Source organism: Paraburkholderia yinzeri (assembly GCF_046581065.1).
Taxonomy (GTDB): Bacteria; Pseudomonadota; Gammaproteobacteria; order Burkholderiales; family Burkholderiaceae; genus Paraburkholderia.
This window is the reverse complement of sequence record NZ_JBFOCJ010000002.1, coordinates 245,796-261,557: the sequence shown is the minus strand read 5'-3', so window position 1 is coordinate 261,557 and position 15,762 is coordinate 245,796. Positions and strand designations below refer to the sequence as shown.

Sequence of the window (15,762 nt, the reverse complement as noted above, 5' to 3'; positions counted from 1 at the left end):
TTCGCCCTGCCATGGCACCGGTCAACCGGCGCTCATGCGCGTTTCGTCGACGAACTTCTCGGTGGCATCGTCGATCCTGCGGCCCCGGCGGCCCATGGGTCCGTGAATGAAGATGGCTTTCATATCGACGCGCGACTCGCTGTTCGTCGCCGGCGGCGGCGCCATCTCGTAGCGCACGTTGCGTTCGTGGTCGGCCATCTGCAGACGCGGGTCGAACACCGAATTGAAACGCCACAGCATCCGCACGAAGTTCGTCTGCCCATGCGCGAGAAGGCGCGCGGCCTGGCCCGCCGCGCCGCGCAGCGCGGTCCAGCCCAGGTGCTTGCGGTTGAGCACCTGCTGCGTGCGCACAAGCTCCGCATAGAACTCCGGCAGCGGCAAGCGCGTCGGCACGACCGCGTGCTGGATGTCGTAGAGCCGGTAGTCGAGGCTCGTGAGGCGCCGCGATTCGTGCTGCCAGTTCTCGGTGCCCGGATAAGGCGTGTTCACGCTGATGTTCACGATCTCCGGAATCTCGAGACACCACTGGCGTATCGTCTCGAAGCGCTCGCGGTCCCAGTCGGGGTCGGCAATCAGGTTGATCGCGACCGTGATGCCGAGCGAGCGCGCGAACTCCAGCGCCTCGAAATTGCGGTCGAGGCTGATACGCTTGCGAAACGCCTTGAGCCCTTCCTCGTCGATTGCCTCCAGGCCGAGAAACATGTACTTGAGCCCGAGCGCCTGCCATTCCCGGAAGACGTCCTTGTTGCGCAGCAGAACGTCGCCGCGCGTTTCGAGGTAATAGCGCTTGCGGATGCCGCGCCGGCGAATCGCCTCGGCGATGGCCATGCCGTGCTCGGCGTGCACGAAGGCCACGTCGTCGACGATGAACACCCCGGGCTCGCGCAGCGCGGCCAGTTCCTCGACCACGACTTCCGGGCTGCGGATGCGATAGCTGCGGCCATAGAACGTCCATGCGCTGCAGAAGGTGCAGTCCCACGGGCAACCGCGCGCGAACTCGATGGACGCGCACGGATCGAGCGTGCCGATGAAGTACCGCCGGCGATGCCGCAACAGGTCGCGCGCGGGGCGCACCGTATCGAGGTCTTCGACGAAGCGCGGCGGCGGCCCCGACCCGTCGCGCGTCAATACGCCCGGCACCGCGAGCAGATTGCCGCCGCTCGCCACCGCTTCGAGCAGGGCTGCCACCGAAGCCTCGCCTTCGCCGCGCAGCACACAGTCGATCGCGCCCGCTGCGTGGCGCAGCAGGTCGGCGGCGGTGAACGAGACGCTATGGCCGCCGACGAAGACGAAGCACGACGGCAGCGCCGCCTTTACGGCTTTCGAGAGATCGACGATTTCGGGAATATTCGCGAGGTAATTGCCGGAAAAGCACAGCGCCTCGGGCCGGAACTCGCGCAGTGTGCGCATGAGGCCGGCGTGCGTGTCGGCCTGCAGGTCGACGAGGCGCACGTCGTGGCCCGCCTCGCGCGCCGCACCTGCCACCGCTTCGAGGCCAAGCGGTTCGAGCCGCAGGAATACGCGCGTATACATCAGACCGCTCGGATGAACAGCAAGCAATCTCATGAAGCCTCCTTGCGATGCGCCGGGGCTATCGCACCGACGACGCCCGCCGCGCCACTGCGCAAGAAACGCGCCTCCCTGCTCGACATCCGTCTGCACGGCGCTTCCGTCCGAGTCTACGCGCGTTCGCACTCCGGCGTCTCGCCACTGCGGCCGCGGTGCGGTTGGTACGGTTGGTGCGGCGGTTGGCAACGGCGACGCGTTTGATAGACTCGTCACCATCGATTGCACCGGCCCCGTCTCGTTCCTCATCGTGCCTGCCACACCCGCCCTGCCCCGTTTGCTCGCGGAAATCCGCGCCTGCCGGATCTGCGCCGAAAGCTTGCCGCTCGGCCCGCGTCCGGTCGTGCAGGCGGGCCTGGGCTCGCGGCTGTTGATCGTGGGGCAGGCGCCCGGCGCCAAAGTCCACGCCTCGGGCGTCCCCTGGGACGACGCGAGCGGCGAGCGCCTGCGCGGCTGGCTGGGCATCGACCGCGAGACCTTCTACGACGCGTCGAAAGTCGCGCTCGTGCCAATGGGCTTCTGCTACCCGGGACGCGCCGCCGACGGCGACAACCCGCCGCGCCCCGAATGCGCGCCGCTGTGGCACGCGCGCCTGCTGGCGCAACTGCCCGACGTCCGGCTCACGCTGCTCGTCGGCCAGTACGCGCAGCGTGCGTTCCTCGGCGCGCGGCGCAAGGCCTCGCTGACCGAGACCGTCGAGCAAGCCTGCGACTACCTGCCCGACTATTTGCCGCTGCCGCATCCGTCGCCGCGCAACCAGCCCTGGCTCAAGCGCCACACCTGGTTCGAGCACGACGTGCTGCCGGCGCTGCGCGAGCGCGTGGCGGCAGCGCTCGCGCCCTCGCGTCCTTCCTCCACCAAGCGCCCCTCGGGAGACCGCACCATGAGCAAGCCGATCATCGACATCCAGCGCGTCTACGATCCGCCGCCCACTGCCGGTCACGCGTGCTTCCTCGTCGACCGGCTCTGGCCGCGCGGCATCCGCAAGGAGACGCTCGCGCATGTGCAGTGGCTAAAGGAAGTTGCACCGAGCACGGCGCTACGACAGTGGTTTCATCAGGACCCGACGCAATGGAACGCGTTCGAGCAGCGCTACCTGGCGGAGCTCGACGCGAATCCTGCCGCCTGGCAGCCGCTCGCCGAAGCCTGCGCGAAGGGGCCGGTCGCCCTGCTCTACGGTTCGCGCGACGTCGAGCACAATCACGCGATCGTGCTGCGCGACTATCTGCTGCAAAAGCTCAAGCGCAGGTAGCAAGCAAAACGTCGTAAAGGTATCCCGGCAAAAGCAGCGCTCCGGAGAGCCTGATCTGCTACCGTAATGGCTGATCACGCAACGATCTTCGAGCCATCCCCTCTCCACGGAGCAACTGCGATGCGCAAGCAGCTTGTCGGTGCAGTGCTTGCCGGTCTCGCCGGCACCTTCGCGGTCTCGGCGCCGGCATACGCCCAAAGCCAGGCCATCACGAGCATGACCGTGAATCTCTATGCGGGCCCGGCGGGCGACTACCCCGTCGTCGCGCAGGTACCGGGCGGCGTGCAACTGGCGGTGATGGGCTGCGTCGCGGGCTATAGCTGGTGCGACGTGAGCCTGCCAGGCCTGCGCGGCTGGGTATACGGCGGCTACCTGAACTATCCGTATCAGGGTAGCCCCGTTCCGCTCCTCAACTATGGCGCCACCATTGGCCTGCCCATCGTCACGTTCTCGATCGGCGCCTATTGGGGCAACTATTATCGCGACCGCCCCTGGTACGGCAATCAGTCCCGCTGGACGCGGCACCCGCCGCCGCGGCCCGCGCCGCCGCCCCGGCCGGGTCCGCGTCCGCCCTCGCACGGCGGGAAGCCGCCGCCGCACGGTGGAGGTTCGGGCCACAACGGCAACCGGCCTCCGGGCGCAGGACCGGGACAAGGCGGCCGGCCCCCTGGCGCCGGCCCGGGCCCCCGGCCGCCCGGTGGACAACCCGGCGCGGGCGGCGGGCGCCCGCCTGGCGGGAATTCTGGCGGCCGCCCGCCCGGTGGGGGCGGAAGGCCGCCGGGTGGGGGCGGTGGCGGCGGAGGAGGGGGTGGCGGAAGACTGCCGGGCGGAGGCTGATCGCCCGTCTGGCGGAACCGGTCTGTCTCCCGCTTGAGCCTCGCGGCGGCCGTCTCAGAAACGGTAGCCGATGCCGCCCAGGATCACGTCGGTATCACGGCTATAGCGCGTCACCACCCGGTTCCACGTGACGCGCGCGGCCCAGTGCTGCGTCACGCGGTAAGACGCCGACACCGAAACGAGGCCGGAGAGAATCCCGTCGCCCGTATCGCGATCGTCGCCATTGCGGCCATGATGGACGGCCGCATACAGGCCCGCGCCGAAGCCGAGCGTGAGCTTGTCGTCGAGGAACGCCCGCGTGAGCCAGAGTTGGGCCGTGGCGCCGTCGCGCCGCGCCTCGATGCCGTTGCCCTCGTGCAGATAGCCGATGGTCGCGTCGACGAAATGCCAGAGCCCGCGGCGGTATTCGATCGATTCCGCCGCCGAAGTCTGCGACTGAAGGCTGTTGAGGATCGTCTCCCCGGCCATCAGCGTAATTTCGTTGTTCGTGACGTCGTGCGTGCGCGGCAGGGCCCAATCGCGCGGTCCCGGCCTGTCGGGCGCGTCGAGCTGATAGCCGATGCCGAGCAGCAGCGCGGTCGTCGACGGACCGTTGACGACCTGCACGCGGTTCAGTTGCAGGTTTGCGGTCACCCGGTTCGACGCATACCATGTTGCGCGTGCGCTGTAGACCACGCCCCAGCCATGCGTATTCGAGTAGCCAAGCCCCTGCGTGGCGGCCTCGGTGTCGAAGTATCGATAAGGCCCCACGCCGAGCGCGAGCACGAGGCGCCGCTGCGCGAGCGGCAGGCGGAACCAGCCCTGGATCGCCTGGCCGTCACGGTGATGGTCGGGAATGTGGCCTTCGTTGAGCCAGTCGATACTGGCCGCGAAATACTCACCGAAGCCTTCGGTGTAGTCCATCGCCCACGAGTAGGTGTGGTTGGAGCCGCTCCTCAGTCCTCCCCCGTACAGCGAGAACTCCTGCGCGTGCGACGGGCTGGAGCCAGCCGCGAGCGCTGCGGCAGCAAAGGCCAGAGTCCACTTCTTCATCGTTCTTCGTAGCCGTTCGAAAGCGGCGCGGCACCGGCTGGCCGCAACCGCCGATAGCGGACATACCCGACGGGCTCATTGTGCCGTGAATTGCCGAACGCCGCTCCAAAGACCGGCACGGCCTGGCCACCATCGCCAGAACTTGCCACGGCCAGCTTGCGGCCGGCCTCAGCATAGCCGGCGAGCGTGTCAATTATATGCGCGACGTTTACCCGCGTTACAGCCATGACACCCACGACTCTACAGCGGTTTCCTTCCGGCATCTACTATGTAATCCTGATTAATATTGCGTAAAAAAATGCCGCATCTTTGTGCGGCATCGCTTGCCGGATAACGCGAATGTCAGTGAACGCGATGGCAAACGCGCAACGGATGATAGTTGTGATGCTCGACGTGACAAACTGTAACGCAAGCCGCTTCGCCGTTCGTTACGCATTTGTAACGCACGTAGCGCTCGCTATCAACGTCTTGACACGTCCTGCCATTGTGCTGCCGGCCCATGTACTCAGCCATTCGCGCCAACCGGTGCGAGTCGCTTCAGCAGTTCCTGACCGCGGCTCGTGAGGCGCAGCGCCGGATCGCGCTCGGTTACGTCCATCTCGACGAGTTGATATCGTTGCAGCGCGAGAAAGTCGGAATCGAGTGCCTGAATCGGCGTATCCGCATCCCGGATCAACAGCAGTGCAGCAAGCTCGTGGTGACTGAGCATCGAATTTCTCCTGTTCAGAACTCCCCGTAGCGACCAGCATAGTCGTCCCGCGGTACAGTTTCGCTACAGTCGTGTTTCGCGGTATTATGTGACACAGCAACGCGGCGCGTGGACCATACGAGAAACGATGCGCAAGCCGCGTTCGCCGTCACGGCGGATTGTTGTGCCGTTCGAATGCAATGATTTGGCTTTTTTTGCTGTTCGCCTGTTAAATCGGATTCCTCAATGAAGATCCGGAATTCCGCAGACGGGCAAAGCGTGACCGGGACGCATCGTTCCGGCCGGCTTCCCGGCGCTCGCTGCCGCTGGCCCACGGCACATCGCGCCGCCGGCTTCATTGCATATGCATTCCGCCGTTGATGGCGATATCGGCGCCCGTGATGAACGCCGCGTCGTCCGAGCACAGAAACGCCACCAGCGCGGCGACTTCGTCGGGCTGCCCGAGCCGCCCGACGGGAATCTGCGGCAGGATGCGCGTCTGCATCACGTCCTGCGGTACCGCTTCCACCATCCGGGTCGCGAGGTAGCCCGGCGACACCGTATTCACGGTAACGCCCTTTCGCGCGACCTCCAGCGCGAGCGACTTCGTGAAACCGTGCATCCCCGCCTTCGACGCCGCATAGTTGGTCTGCCCGAATGCACCGCGCGAGCCGTTGACCGAGCCGACGTTCACGATGCGGCCGAAGCCGCGCTCGATCATGCCCGCCACGAACGGCTTCGTGACGTTGAAGATCGCATCGAGGTCGGTGCGCACCACGGCGTCCCAGTCGGGCTTCGTCATCTTCATGAAGGTCCGGTCGCAGGTGATGCCCGCGTTGTTGACGAGCACGTCCACCTGGCCGAGTTCGCTCAGGACGCGTTCGGCAGCGCGGTGGCATGAGTCGAAATCGGCGACGTTCATCTCGTACGACTCGAAGTGCCGTCCGGCCGCACGCTCCGCCTGGAGCCACGCCGGCGCCCGCTCGTTACCGGGCGAGCGCGATACCGCAACGGTCATGCCCGCGTCGTGCAGCCTTCGGCTGATCGCCTCGCCGAGGCCCCCCATGCCCCCCGTTACCAATGCGATACGTTTAGCGGCCATGCTGCTCTCCGTGGGCATGCCCGGCGGGCTCGGCAGTGTGCACGACCGCGTCGCTGACCACACCATTGCCTGCATAAGCGCTGCCTACGGCGCGCTCGAACATCGCCATCCAGTCGCGCATCGGCAGCGCGGACGCCGTGCCGGCGCCAGGCTGGAACGTGCCAAGCGAGTCATGCCAGTTCTGCGCGAGGTCGCGCGCCAGATCGCTCCACGCGCCTGCGCCCTGCAGCGTGGCGGCGACGCCCTCCTGCCAGAGCGCGGTGCTCGCGCCGACGTAGTCGTGCAGCACGCTCTGGCCGGCGGTGGCGAAGTCGCTCCAGTCATGGGCCTCGCGCAAGGATTCCAGCGTGCTTTCAAGCGCTGCCCTGTCGCGCGCAAGGCGGCGCTGCTGCAACTTCAGGAGTTGTTCGCGCCACTGCTGGCCATGTTCGAGCAGTTGAAGTGCGGCACTGGCGTTGACTCGGTACGCATCGAATGCAGAAAAGGAAACGGTAGCCATGAGCGGGGTCCTCTCAGGATCGGAATGCCCGGCGCGGCGCCGGGTTCGGCGCGCCACGGACCGGCGGGAGCGAACGCGGGCGGCATGTGCGGTTCGGACCCGGTCATGTCCGGATTTCGGGCGCGGACGGCGCGCCACACGACGCACGTTCGTTCGATGCACGTGCGGGCTGCGCGCAGCGGATCGCGGCGGCCCAGGCGGCGCTGCACCGAGGGTTCGGGATGCAGCAGACTTCAGGTTCGCTCGATCACCTCATCATCATAGGCACGAAGATTGGCCGCTGCGTGACGGATGCGCTTCCACCCGCTGATCCAGATCATTTATCGAGAAAACAGAGTGACCCGACAGACGCCACCCAACCCCTTTCCCAGCAATTTCGAGATTAATCGCCGGACCAGCACGAAGTGCTTCACGAATTGTGGACGCTCACGCGGCGGCCTCGTCCTCGCAGCGCACGAGCATCACGGGACGATCGGCCATGCGCAGGAACGATTCCGCCACGCTGCCCAGCAACAGCCGTTTCACGCCCGAAAGGCCGCGCGTGCCCATCACGACGAGTTCGACGCCCTCTTCAGCCGCGATGCGATAAATCACCGCGGCAATTTCTTCGCCGCTCGAATCGGCGGCGCGCGTGCTGCCTTCTACCCCTTCGCGCGCGAACACCGCCCTCGCTTCCTCGAACGCCAGCGTGGCGGCGTCGTTCTCCGCGGACTGGCGCGTCGGCTCCTCGGCGAAGCCCGAGGCGACATCCACGAGCCGTGCGGGATGCTGCACGACGCACAGCGCCTGCACGCGGCCGCCCGTCGCCTTCGCGATCTTTACGGCCTCGTCGAGCGCGCGGCGGCCGCTACGGCTGCCATCGACCGCCACCAGAATTTCCTTGTACATCGTGACCTCCCGGGCAATGCCCATGATGCGCGGCGGCCATTGAGCGCCGCCGCCCCGCATGCACTCATCAGCGCAGGGTCAGCACCGCCGCGCCCGTCAGCCGTCCCTCGCGCAGGTCGGCGAGCGCTTCGTTCGCGCGCGCGAGCGGGTAAGGTTTTGCCTCGATTTCGAGCGTGTGGCGCGCGGCAATCGCCATGAACGCCGCGCCGTCCTCGCGCGTGAGGTTCGCGACCGACACGATGTGCCGTTCGTCCCAGAGCCACGCGTAGGGAAACGCCGGAATGTCGCTCATATGGATGCCGCCGCAGACCACCGTGCCGCCCTTCGCGACCGCCCGCAGCGCGGCCGGCACGAGCGCGCCCACGGGAGCGAACAGCAGGGCGGCATCGAGCGCCTCGGGCGCCGGCTCGTCGCTGCCGCCCGCCCATGCAGCCCCGAGGCGCCGCGCGAACTGTTGGGCCGGGTTGTCGCCAGGACGGGTGAACGCATACACGGTGCGGCCCTGATGCCGCGCGACCTGCGCGACGATATGCGCCGCAGCGCCGAATCCGTAAATGCCGATGCGCTCGGCATCGCCCGCCATCGCCAGCGTGCGATAGCCGATCAAGCCGGCGCACAGCAGCGGCGCCGCGTCGACGTCGCTGTACTGGCGCGGCAGATGGAAGCAATAGCGTGCGTCGGCGACGGTGCGTTGCGCATAACCGCCGTCGAGCGTATAGCCGGTGAAGCCGGGCGTGTCGCAGAGGTTCTCGCGGCCGCGCAGGCAGAAGCGGCAATGGCCGCAGGTGTGGCCGAGCCACGGCACGCCCACGCGGTCGCCCGGCGCGAACCCGGTGACGCCGCGCCCGAGCGCCGCGACCGTGCCGACGATCTCGTGCCCCGGAATCACCGGTTTCTTCGGATGCCGAAGCTCGCCGTCGACGACATGCAGATCGGTACGGCAAACGCCGCACGCGTGCACGTCGATCAGCAATTCGCCCTCGCCCGGTTCGGGGTCGGGCAAATCGACTTCGCGCAGCAACGGACTCGTGCCGTCGAACAGCATCGCACGCATGGCCTGGCTCCCGGGCAATGCACCGCGGATGAATGCGCGGTGTCCACAAGAATCATGTTACGCGGTCGGCATGCGAGCGGCGCATCACTGCGCAAGGCTATGCAACGCCCTCAGCCTCCCCGGCCGAATACTCGTGCGAAAGCGGTCACGAACACGTCGAGCCGGTCCGCCGCGAGGCAGTTGATGCCCGCGGCGCCTACCCGGCCGTTGCCGCCCGGAAAACCGCGGCACAGTTCGTCGGCGCCGCGCGGGCTTGCGAGCGGCGCGCGCACGCTCACGGCATAGCTGCCGTCCGCATTCGTGGTCAGTACGGCGTGCGCGCGCGTGGGCTCCTCGACAGCCAGCGCATTGCCGAACACCCCGCGCACGCGGCGCGCCCATGGCGCGTCCGGCAGCACGACAACGCTGCCGTACTGCAATGCGATGAGCGGCGTCACGGCCTGGGCGAGCGCGAGATCCTCGTGGCGGCGCTCGGCGAGTTGCCCGACGAACGGCTCGGCCCCGAGGAAGTCGAACGGATCGGCGTAGGGCCGGATCGCCTCGTAGAGTGTCTGGGGCGCGATCATCAGGTCCGAGACCGCGTCGCCGTAGGCGTTGTAGTTGATCGACTCGCCCAGCTCGCGCAACTGCCCGGACTGCGCGTCGCTCAAACCGGCCTGCTGCGCAAGCGCACGAGCCGTGGCGGGCAGATTGTCCCCCCACGCCGCCGTGATCGCCCACCCACGATAGCGTCCGCCCACGTGACGATCCACCAGCACGCTCGTGCAAACCTGAGCGGTGGTGTCGATATGCGCGACGAGATTCACGGTGTGCGGCAGGTCGCCCGCGTAATGATGGTCGAAGTATTCGACTCGTACGCCCATTTCTAGCAGCTTGACGAGCGCCTCGCGATTCGTGTCGAACGAGATGTCGAGTACCGTCAGCGTATCGCCTGCCCTGGCCGGCACGCGCGCGACGAGCGCCGTATCCCGCTTCACGCCGGTCACGAGCTTCGTCTCCAGCGGCCTCGCGAGACGAAGCTGGTGCAGCGCGCAGATGCCGTCCGCGTCGCCGTTGAATACATCGAAGTGCGCCATGTTGTCTCTGTTATCGATGTGTAAAACGTAACAGTATCGCGCACCGTGGGGCGCAAGGACAAAGACGAGCGCAAACGCGAAGCGATTCGGTCAAGCCGTGCCACCCGCTAAACATGGCGAGGCGCGGCATGCGAACAGCATCGAATGAGGTGGAATACCGCAGGGTCGCTGCCCGGCGCGGGCCTGCCGGCGGGGACGTTCGTGACGGCGCACCGGCAGGCGCCCGGGATCGGACCGGCGACGGTCGCCCGCGCCGGCGCCCCGGGGAGGGTCAGCGCACGACGATTGGCCGCACGACCGGCCAGCGCAGCGTGGATGCGACCGGAAAGCTCGGTTTGCGGCCCACAGGGGCGCGCCAGGACTGCATGCGGGCGCTCATCGCCGAACACAGGGCAATGCCCTCCTCGCCGTACAGGCTCGCCATGGCCTGCTGCACGAGGCCCGCCTCGAACCAGCCCTTGAAGCGCCGGTGACAGGTGCGAAAGTCGGGATAGCAGTCGGGCAACGCGGACCAGACCGAACCGGTCCGCAGTACCGAGTGGATAGCTTCGAACACGGCCCGCGCGCAATGCGCGGGCCGTCCGCGGCGCGGGCCGCCAAGACGCCCTTCGTGAAACAGCGATGCGACGCTGTTCCATTGTTCATCGTTCAGCTCCAGGCAGGGCTGGCGGGAAATCTGATGTTCCATGAGATTCTCTCTTACAGCAACCCTCCCAAGTTACCGTTCAAGCCAGCCAGACAATATCGGACTAGTCTCAAAACTCCGCGACGCCTCTGGGCGCCGTTCCGCCCGGACCATTGCGCCACCGACGTTACGCCGGCACGCTACACTGCCGCTTTCCGAATATCGCGGACGCATCCCGATGAAGGCTTCCTCCGATTTCTCCGCCGCTTCCCGCATCCGTGTCGGCATCGGCGGCTGGATCTATCCGGAATGGCGTGGCACGTTCTATCCGGACGGCCTCCCCCAGCGGCGCGAACTCGAATACGCGAGCCGCAGCCTGTCGACCATCGAAATCAACAGCACCTACTACGGCGCCCAGCGCCCCGAAAGTTTCGCTCGCTGGCACGACGAGACCCCCGACGATTTCGTCTTCGCGCTAAAGGCGCCGCGTTTTGCGATGAACCGCCGCGTGCTGGCCGAAGCGGGTCCGACCATCGAACGGTTCCTCGCCTCGGGCGTATTGCGCCTTGGCGCGAAGCTCGGCCCGATCAACTGGCAGCTCACGCCCGGCAAGCGGTTCGATCCGGAGGACTACGCACGATTCCTCGAACTGCTGCCGTCCGAGGCAGAAGGCGTGCCTTTGCGGCACGCACTGGAAGTGCGCGACGCGAGTTTCCGCACCGCGGAATTTGTCGAGCTGGCGCGCCGCCACCGCGCGGCGATCGTGGTATCGGGAGACTCCGATTACGTCTCTATCGCCGACGCAAGCGCACCGTTCGTCTATGCGCGCATCATGGGCACGCGCGAGAACGAGCCCCTGGGCTACGCTCCGGGCGAGCTCGACCGGTGGGCGCAGCGGGCAAGTCTCTGGGCCCGCGGCGGCACGCCGGACGATCTGCCCACGTTCGGCGCGCCGCTTGCCGCGAAGGACGGCCGCGACGTGTTCCTCTACGTGATCAGCGGTTACAAGGTGCGCAACCCCGCGGCCGCGAGGGCGTTGATCGAACGGCTGAGCGCGGCGTGACTGGCCGCACCGTTCAGCGCGGCTGTTCGCTGCACCACAGATAACCGATCACCGCGCGCGTCACGCGCGCCTGGAGCACCGCGGCATTGGTCTCGCCGCGCTCGCCTGCCGCGTCGACCATGCCGTGCACGATGGCCGACACGTCATGCGCGGCGGTATCGCAATCGTCCAGCCGCGGCGCATCTGTCAGGCGCAGCAAACAGACGAGTGCCGCGTGGAGCCGCTCGCCCACCCGCGCATCGCGCTCGTCGAGCGGCAGGCGGCGCTCCTCGAAGTCGAGCACGCGCGCGAGCGCCGGACGCCGCATCTGGTGCGCCACGCCCGCCCGGACGAGGCCGAGCAGACCGGCCTCGCAGGTCGACGCCAAGGCTGCCGCGTCGACCTCCGAGAGCAAGACCGCGCTTTCGCGCTCGATGAGCGCGGCCGTCAGCGCGTCGCGATTCGGAAAATATTGATAGAGCGAGCCGACGCTCACGCCCGCACGCTGGGCGACCGCGTTCGTCGTGTAACCTGGCAGACCCGTCGTTTCAAGGATGCGGGCAGCCGCTTCGAGTATGGCCTCGACGGTGGCTGCCGAGCGGCGCTGCGTCGGTTGCTTGCGCGCATCGAGCGGTGCCGGTCGGCGGCGCGCGCCGCGTGTCGTGGTGGTCATGGTCGTGGACGCCAGGGCAGATGTGAGCTATCGCTCGCATTCTACACCTCGCATCCGGGCCTTCCCGCGGGCAGCGCGGGTGAGCGCAGGCGCTTTCAGATCTGCCGGCGCATCTCCGCCGCCGGCAGCTTCATCATCTGCCGGTATTTCGTGACGGTACGGCGCGCGACCTGCACACCCTGCTTTTCGAGTTCCTGCGTGAGCACGACGTCGGAGAGCGGATCGCGCGGATCCTCCGCACCGATCATTTCCTTGATGAGCGCGCGTACGGCTGCCGCCGAACACGTGCCGCCCGTGCGCGTTTCCAGCTCGCGCGGGAAGAAGCGCTTGAACTCGAAGATGCCGCGCGGCGTGGCCATGTATTTGTTGCCGGTCGCCCGGGAAACGGTCGACTCGTGCAGGCCGAGTTCGTCGGCGACGTCGCGCAGCAGCATGGGACGCAGCGCGATCTCGCCATACTGGAAGAACGCCTTCTGGCGCGCGACGATGCATTCGCCCACGCGCAGGATCGTCTCGCAGCGCTTGTGCGCGTTGCGGATCAGCCAGCGCGCTTCCTGCAACTGCTGGGCAAGCGGCGAGCGGCTCGTCTCTCCCGAGCGCGCGAACATCTCCGCGTAGAGTTTGTGAATCCGCGCGCGCGGCTCGATAGCCGGATTGACGCTCACGACCCACTTGCCCCGCACCTGGCGCACGATCACATCGGGCACGACGTAGCCGCCGTCGGCCCGGCCATACTGGTTGCCCGGCTTCGGATCGAGCCGGCGCACGAGCGCGCACGCCGCCTGCAGTTCTCCCGCGTCGCAGCCTAGCTGGCGCTGGAGCTCGCCGTTCTCGCGGCGCGCCAGCCGTTCGAGATGCTGCGTGACGATCCGGTGCGCAAGATCCCGGTTCGGCGTGTCCTCGGGCATCGACTCAAGCTGCAGCGCGAGACATTCGGACAACGAACGCGCGCCGATACCCGGCCTATCGAGCGTCTGCACGACGCGCAGCGCCACGCGCAGGCGGTCTTCGTCGAGCGTGTCGCCCACACCCTCGACGTCCGCCAGATCGGCCAGATCCTGGCGCAGGTAGCCGTCGTCGTCGAGCGCCTCGATCACCACCTGGACGGCGCCGCGATCGAGATCGTCGAGCGGCGAGAGGCGCAATGCATCGTGCAGTTGCTCGCGCAACGATATCGGCACCCGGACCCAGTCCGAGGCCTCCGATTCCGAATCGTCGGCACCGCGATAGTTCGATGTGCGTAGCGTGCCGGCCGCGGGCAGGTCCGCGGTGTAGGCCGACGGCTCCGACGCGAGCGCGCCGTCGTCCGCCCCGTCGCTCGCGGACCCAGCGGCAGTCTCGGGCGTTGCGTTCGCCGCCACGGCGCCGATGCCCGCCGCCGCGCCGTCCGCGGTCTCGGCTGCCTCGCCGTTCTCCGCCGCGGACGAGGCGTATTCCAGGAACGGGTTGGTGTCGAGTGCTTCGCGAAGCTCCTGCTGGAACTCCAGCGACGATAGCTGCAACAGGCGCACCGCCTGCTGCAGGCGCGGCGTCAGGGCGATCTGCTGGCGCGCGTGTAACGCAATGGAAGGCATGGCGAATCCCGTTCGTGAAAAGGCAAGTGAACGAGATCAAGCAACACCCATGCCAGTATCGACAAGTCTATGTTCTGAAACGGGATCGGCACTTGCTAGGCAATTTCGGGCACCCGCCCGGTCGGCACGTTTTTACAATCGCACGGAAAATTCTCGCGACTGGCACGGCTTGCAGCCGGGCCGCGCACGTGGCCGGTGGGGACAGACGCGGCGATGAACCGGCGGGCTCCGGAAGCCGCGCCGCCCGCCACGTTGCGCGGCGCGGCACAACACTTGCACGAGTCATGGCGGACATCACCGCAAAAGGAGAAGCTCGCATGAAGCACACCCTGACTCTCAAGACCGCAGCCGGGATCGCCTGCATGACCTTCGCCCTCGCCGCCGCGGCGCAGACGGACGCAAACGGCTCGACCGCGCCGGCGGCCAGCTCGGAAACCGTGGGCCAGCACGTTGACGACGCAACCATCACGACCAAGGTAAAAGCCGATCTGCTTGCCGCGAACAACGTGAAGTCGGAGCACATTCATGTGAAGACGCGCAAGGGCGTCGTGTCGCTGACCGGCACCGTGCCGAGCGCCGAAGACCGCGACAATGCGAAGCAGGTCGTGGAAAACGTCGCCGGCGTCACTTCGGTGAAGGATCACCTCAAGGTCGTGACCCAGTAACACCACAACCGGGGGCGCAAAATACCGCGCCCCCGGCCTGGACTTCGACCTCGGGCCGTCCGCAGCGCCTGTGCGCCTGTGCGCGTGTCAGCCGCGGCGCGACCCGGCCTGGCTCAGTTGCTCGCGGCGCCGGTCGCCCTGGCGCGCGAGCATCCAGCCCGGATATTCGGCGGGCAGGCGGCTCACGTCGTCGAGCTCCGCCAGTTCCTCCTGAGAAAGCTTCACCTGCGTCGCCGCCACGTTGTCGTCGAGCTGATCGACGCGTTTCGCGCCGACGATCACCGAGGTCACGACAGGCTGATGCAGCAGCCACGCCAGCGCGATCTGCGCGACCGAAACGCCCTTGCGCCCGGCAATCGCCCGCATCGTATCAACGCAATTCCACGCGCGTTCGCGCTCCACGGGCGGGAAGTCGAATGTCGTGCGGCGGCTGCCCGCTTCCCCTGCCTTGTCGCGGCCATACTTGCCGCTCAGAAGGCCGCCGGCGAGCGGGCTCCACACCATGAGACCCAGCCCTTCGCTGGCGAGCATGGGCACGAGTTCGCGCTCGAGATCCCGGCCCGCGATCGTGTAGTACGCCTGCAGCGATTCGAAGCGCGAGAGGCCATGGTGCTGCGCGATGCCGAGCGCCTTGACGATCTGCCAGGCCGCCCAGTTCGATACGCCGACGTAGCGTACATGCCCCTGCCGCACGAGCGTGTCGAGCGCGCGCACGGTCTCCTCGATCGGCGTAGCCGGGTCGAAGCCATGGATCTGGTACAGATCGACATGGTCGAGCTGCAGGCGCTTCAGGCTCGCCTTGATGCCGTCCATGATGTGATAGCGCGTGGCGCCCGCCTCGTTGGGCGTCGCGCCCATCTGACCGAAGACTTTCGTTGCGACCACCACCTGCTCGCGCGGAATCTTGAGGTTTTTCAGCGCCTGCCCGGTGATCTGCTCGGACACGCCCTGCGAGTAGACGTCGGCCGTGTCGATGAAATTGATACCGGCGTCGATAGCCCGGCCGATCAGGCGTTCGGCATCGGCCTGCTGCAGATCGCCGATCTGATTCCAGATGCCGTCGCCGCCGCCGAAGGTCATCGTGCCGAGGCAAAGTTCCGAGACGAACAGGCCGGTGCGGCCAAGAGTGTTGTATCGCATGGTGATGCCTCCGTTTTGAGAACAGGGAGAAAAGCCGACCCCGGCGAGA

At 67.2% G+C, this 15,762-nt stretch carries 16 protein-coding genes and 1 pseudogene; 5 read left to right on the top strand and 12 right to left on the bottom strand.

Annotated elements, in window-relative coordinates; all coding sequences use genetic code 11:
- Positions 1-21 precede the first annotated feature (21 nt).
- Positions 22-1,566 (bottom strand): hopanoid C-3 methylase HpnR, encoded by a 1,545-nt coding sequence (gene hpnR / locus WJ542_RS18300; RefSeq protein ID WP_411190827.1) that lies wholly within the window; start codon positions 1,564-1,566, stop codon positions 22-24.
- Positions 1,567-1,787: 221 nt separating this feature from the next.
- Here hpnR and WJ542_RS18295 point away from each other — a divergent pair.
- The 3 genes and pseudogenes from WJ542_RS18295 to WJ542_RS18285 all read left to right on the top strand — a co-directional run.
- Positions 1,788-2,431 (top strand): annotated as a pseudogene (locus WJ542_RS18295) (uracil-DNA glycosylase family protein); the annotation flags it as partial.
- Positions 2,432-2,449: 18 nt separating this feature from the next.
- Complete coding sequence (locus tag WJ542_RS18290; RefSeq protein WP_411192485.1) at positions 2,450-2,818, top strand: DUF488 domain-containing protein; 369 nt, start codon at positions 2,450-2,452, stop codon at positions 2,816-2,818.
- A 120-nt stretch (positions 2,819-2,938) separates the two neighbouring features.
- The gene (locus tag WJ542_RS18285) at positions 2,939-3,655 is read left to right on the top strand and encodes an SH3 domain-containing protein (RefSeq protein ID WP_411190825.1); all 717 of its coding nucleotides are present in this window, start codon (positions 2,939-2,941) and stop codon (positions 3,653-3,655) included.
- Positions 3,656-3,709: 54 nt separating this feature from the next.
- Here WJ542_RS18285 and WJ542_RS18280 read toward each other — a convergent pair whose 3' ends face one another.
- The 8 genes from WJ542_RS18280 to WJ542_RS18245 form a co-directional block, all read right to left on the bottom strand.
- Positions 3,710-4,687 (bottom strand): hypothetical protein, encoded by a 978-nt coding sequence (locus tag WJ542_RS18280; protein WP_411190824.1) that lies wholly within the window; start codon positions 4,685-4,687, stop codon positions 3,710-3,712.
- Positions 4,688-5,192: 505 nt separating this feature from the next.
- Positions 5,193-5,396, bottom strand: a complete 204-nt coding sequence (locus WJ542_RS18275) for a hypothetical protein (RefSeq protein ID WP_411190823.1) — start codon at positions 5,394-5,396, stop codon at positions 5,193-5,195.
- Between the two features lie 334 nt (positions 5,397-5,730).
- On the bottom strand, positions 5,731-6,477 hold the full coding sequence (gene phbB, locus WJ542_RS18270; protein ID WP_411190822.1) for an acetoacetyl-CoA reductase: 747 nt from the start codon (positions 6,475-6,477) through the stop codon (positions 5,731-5,733).
- Positions 6,467-6,976, bottom strand: coding sequence for a hypothetical protein (locus WJ542_RS18265; RefSeq protein ID WP_411190821.1), 510 nt, complete (start codon positions 6,974-6,976; stop codon positions 6,467-6,469). The genes phbB and WJ542_RS18265 overlap by 11 nt, the downstream gene beginning before the upstream one ends.
- A gap of 426 nt (positions 6,977-7,402) precedes the next feature.
- The gene (locus WJ542_RS18260; protein WP_411190820.1) at positions 7,403-7,864 is read right to left on the bottom strand and encodes a universal stress protein; all 462 of its coding nucleotides are present in this window, start codon (positions 7,862-7,864) and stop codon (positions 7,403-7,405) included.
- A gap of 67 nt (positions 7,865-7,931) precedes the next feature.
- Positions 7,932-8,918, bottom strand: coding sequence for a zinc-dependent alcohol dehydrogenase family protein (locus tag WJ542_RS18255; RefSeq protein ID WP_411190819.1), 987 nt, complete (start codon positions 8,916-8,918; stop codon positions 7,932-7,934).
- Between the two features lie 110 nt (positions 8,919-9,028).
- The gene (locus tag WJ542_RS18250; protein WP_411190818.1) at positions 9,029-9,994 is read right to left on the bottom strand and encodes an acetyltransferase; all 966 of its coding nucleotides are present in this window, start codon (positions 9,992-9,994) and stop codon (positions 9,029-9,031) included.
- 271 nt (positions 9,995-10,265) lie between these two features.
- On the bottom strand, positions 10,266-10,682 hold the full coding sequence (locus WJ542_RS18245) for a transposase (protein ID WP_411190817.1): 417 nt from the start codon (positions 10,680-10,682) through the stop codon (positions 10,266-10,268).
- A 175-nt stretch (positions 10,683-10,857) separates the two neighbouring features.
- Between WJ542_RS18245 and WJ542_RS18240 the strand changes: the two genes are divergently transcribed.
- Complete coding sequence (locus WJ542_RS18240; protein ID WP_411190816.1) at positions 10,858-11,682, top strand: DUF72 domain-containing protein; 825 nt, start codon at positions 10,858-10,860, stop codon at positions 11,680-11,682.
- 13 nt (positions 11,683-11,695) lie between these two features.
- On the opposite strand, the gene WJ542_RS18235 is transcribed toward WJ542_RS18240, so the two are convergent.
- Together WJ542_RS18235 and WJ542_RS18230 are read right to left on the bottom strand one after the other, a co-directional pair.
- The gene (locus tag WJ542_RS18235; RefSeq protein WP_411190815.1) at positions 11,696-12,334 is read right to left on the bottom strand and encodes a TetR/AcrR family transcriptional regulator; all 639 of its coding nucleotides are present in this window, start codon (positions 12,332-12,334) and stop codon (positions 11,696-11,698) included.
- Between the two features lie 95 nt (positions 12,335-12,429).
- A complete protein-coding gene (locus WJ542_RS18230) occupies positions 12,430-13,908 on the bottom strand; it encodes an RNA polymerase factor sigma-54 (RefSeq protein ID WP_411190814.1) in 1,479 nt (492 codons plus the stop codon).
- Positions 13,909-14,225: 317 nt separating this feature from the next.
- On the opposite strand from WJ542_RS18230, the gene WJ542_RS18225 reads away from it, so the two are divergent.
- Positions 14,226-14,573, top strand: coding sequence for a BON domain-containing protein (locus WJ542_RS18225; protein WP_411190813.1), 348 nt, complete (start codon positions 14,226-14,228; stop codon positions 14,571-14,573).
- An 87-nt stretch (positions 14,574-14,660) separates the two neighbouring features.
- Here WJ542_RS18225 and WJ542_RS18220 read toward each other — a convergent pair whose 3' ends face one another.
- Positions 14,661-15,713 carry an aldo/keto reductase gene (locus WJ542_RS18220; protein ID WP_411190812.1) on the bottom strand — a complete coding sequence of 351 codons (1,053 nt, stop codon included), beginning with the start codon at positions 15,711-15,713 and terminating at the stop codon, positions 14,661-14,663.
- Positions 15,714-15,762: the final 49 nt, after the last annotated feature.

Excerpts from the sequence above, each read along its gene's own strand:
- WJ542_RS18280 (WP_411190824.1), bottom strand. The coding sequence starts at position 4,687 with ATGAAGAAGTGGACTCTGGCCTTTGCTGCCGCAGCGCTCGCGGCTGGC.
- WJ542_RS18220 (WP_411190812.1), bottom strand. The coding sequence starts at position 15,713 with ATGCGATACAACACTCTTGGCCGCACCGGCCTGTTCGTCTCGGAACTT.
- WJ542_RS18240 (WP_411190816.1), top strand. The coding sequence starts at position 10,858 with ATGAAGGCTTCCTCCGATTTCTCCGCCGCTTCCCGCATCCGTGTCGGC.
- WJ542_RS18285 (WP_411190825.1), top strand. The coding sequence starts at position 2,939 with ATGCGCAAGCAGCTTGTCGGTGCAGTGCTTGCCGGTCTCGCCGGCACC.
- WJ542_RS18260 (WP_411190820.1), bottom strand. The coding sequence starts at position 7,864 with ATGTACAAGGAAATTCTGGTGGCGGTCGATGGCAGCCGTAGCGGCCGC.
- WJ542_RS18245 (WP_411190817.1), bottom strand. The coding sequence starts at position 10,682 with ATGGAACATCAGATTTCCCGCCAGCCCTGCCTGGAGCTGAACGATGAA.
- WJ542_RS18235 (WP_411190815.1), bottom strand. The coding sequence starts at position 12,334 with ATGACCACCACGACACGCGGCGCGCGCCGCCGACCGGCACCGCTCGAT.
- WJ542_RS18290 (WP_411192485.1), top strand. The coding sequence starts at position 2,450 with ATGAGCAAGCCGATCATCGACATCCAGCGCGTCTACGATCCGCCGCCC.
- WJ542_RS18275 (WP_411190823.1), bottom strand. The coding sequence starts at position 5,396 with ATGCTCAGTCACCACGAGCTTGCTGCACTGCTGTTGATCCGGGATGCG.
- phbB (WP_411190822.1), bottom strand. The coding sequence starts at position 6,477 with ATGGCCGCTAAACGTATCGCATTGGTAACGGGGGGCATGGGGGGCCTC.
- WJ542_RS18225 (WP_411190813.1), top strand. The coding sequence starts at position 14,226 with ATGAAGCACACCCTGACTCTCAAGACCGCAGCCGGGATCGCCTGCATG.
- WJ542_RS18265 (WP_411190821.1), bottom strand. The coding sequence starts at position 6,976 with ATGGCTACCGTTTCCTTTTCTGCATTCGATGCGTACCGAGTCAACGCC.
- hpnR (WP_411190827.1), bottom strand. The coding sequence starts at position 1,566 with ATGAGATTGCTTGCTGTTCATCCGAGCGGTCTGATGTATACGCGCGTA.
- WJ542_RS18250 (WP_411190818.1), bottom strand. The coding sequence starts at position 9,994 with ATGGCGCACTTCGATGTATTCAACGGCGACGCGGACGGCATCTGCGCG.
- WJ542_RS18255 (WP_411190819.1), bottom strand. The coding sequence starts at position 8,918 with ATGCGTGCGATGCTGTTCGACGGCACGAGTCCGTTGCTGCGCGAAGTC.
- WJ542_RS18230 (WP_411190814.1), bottom strand. The coding sequence starts at position 13,908 with ATGCCTTCCATTGCGTTACACGCGCGCCAGCAGATCGCCCTGACGCCG.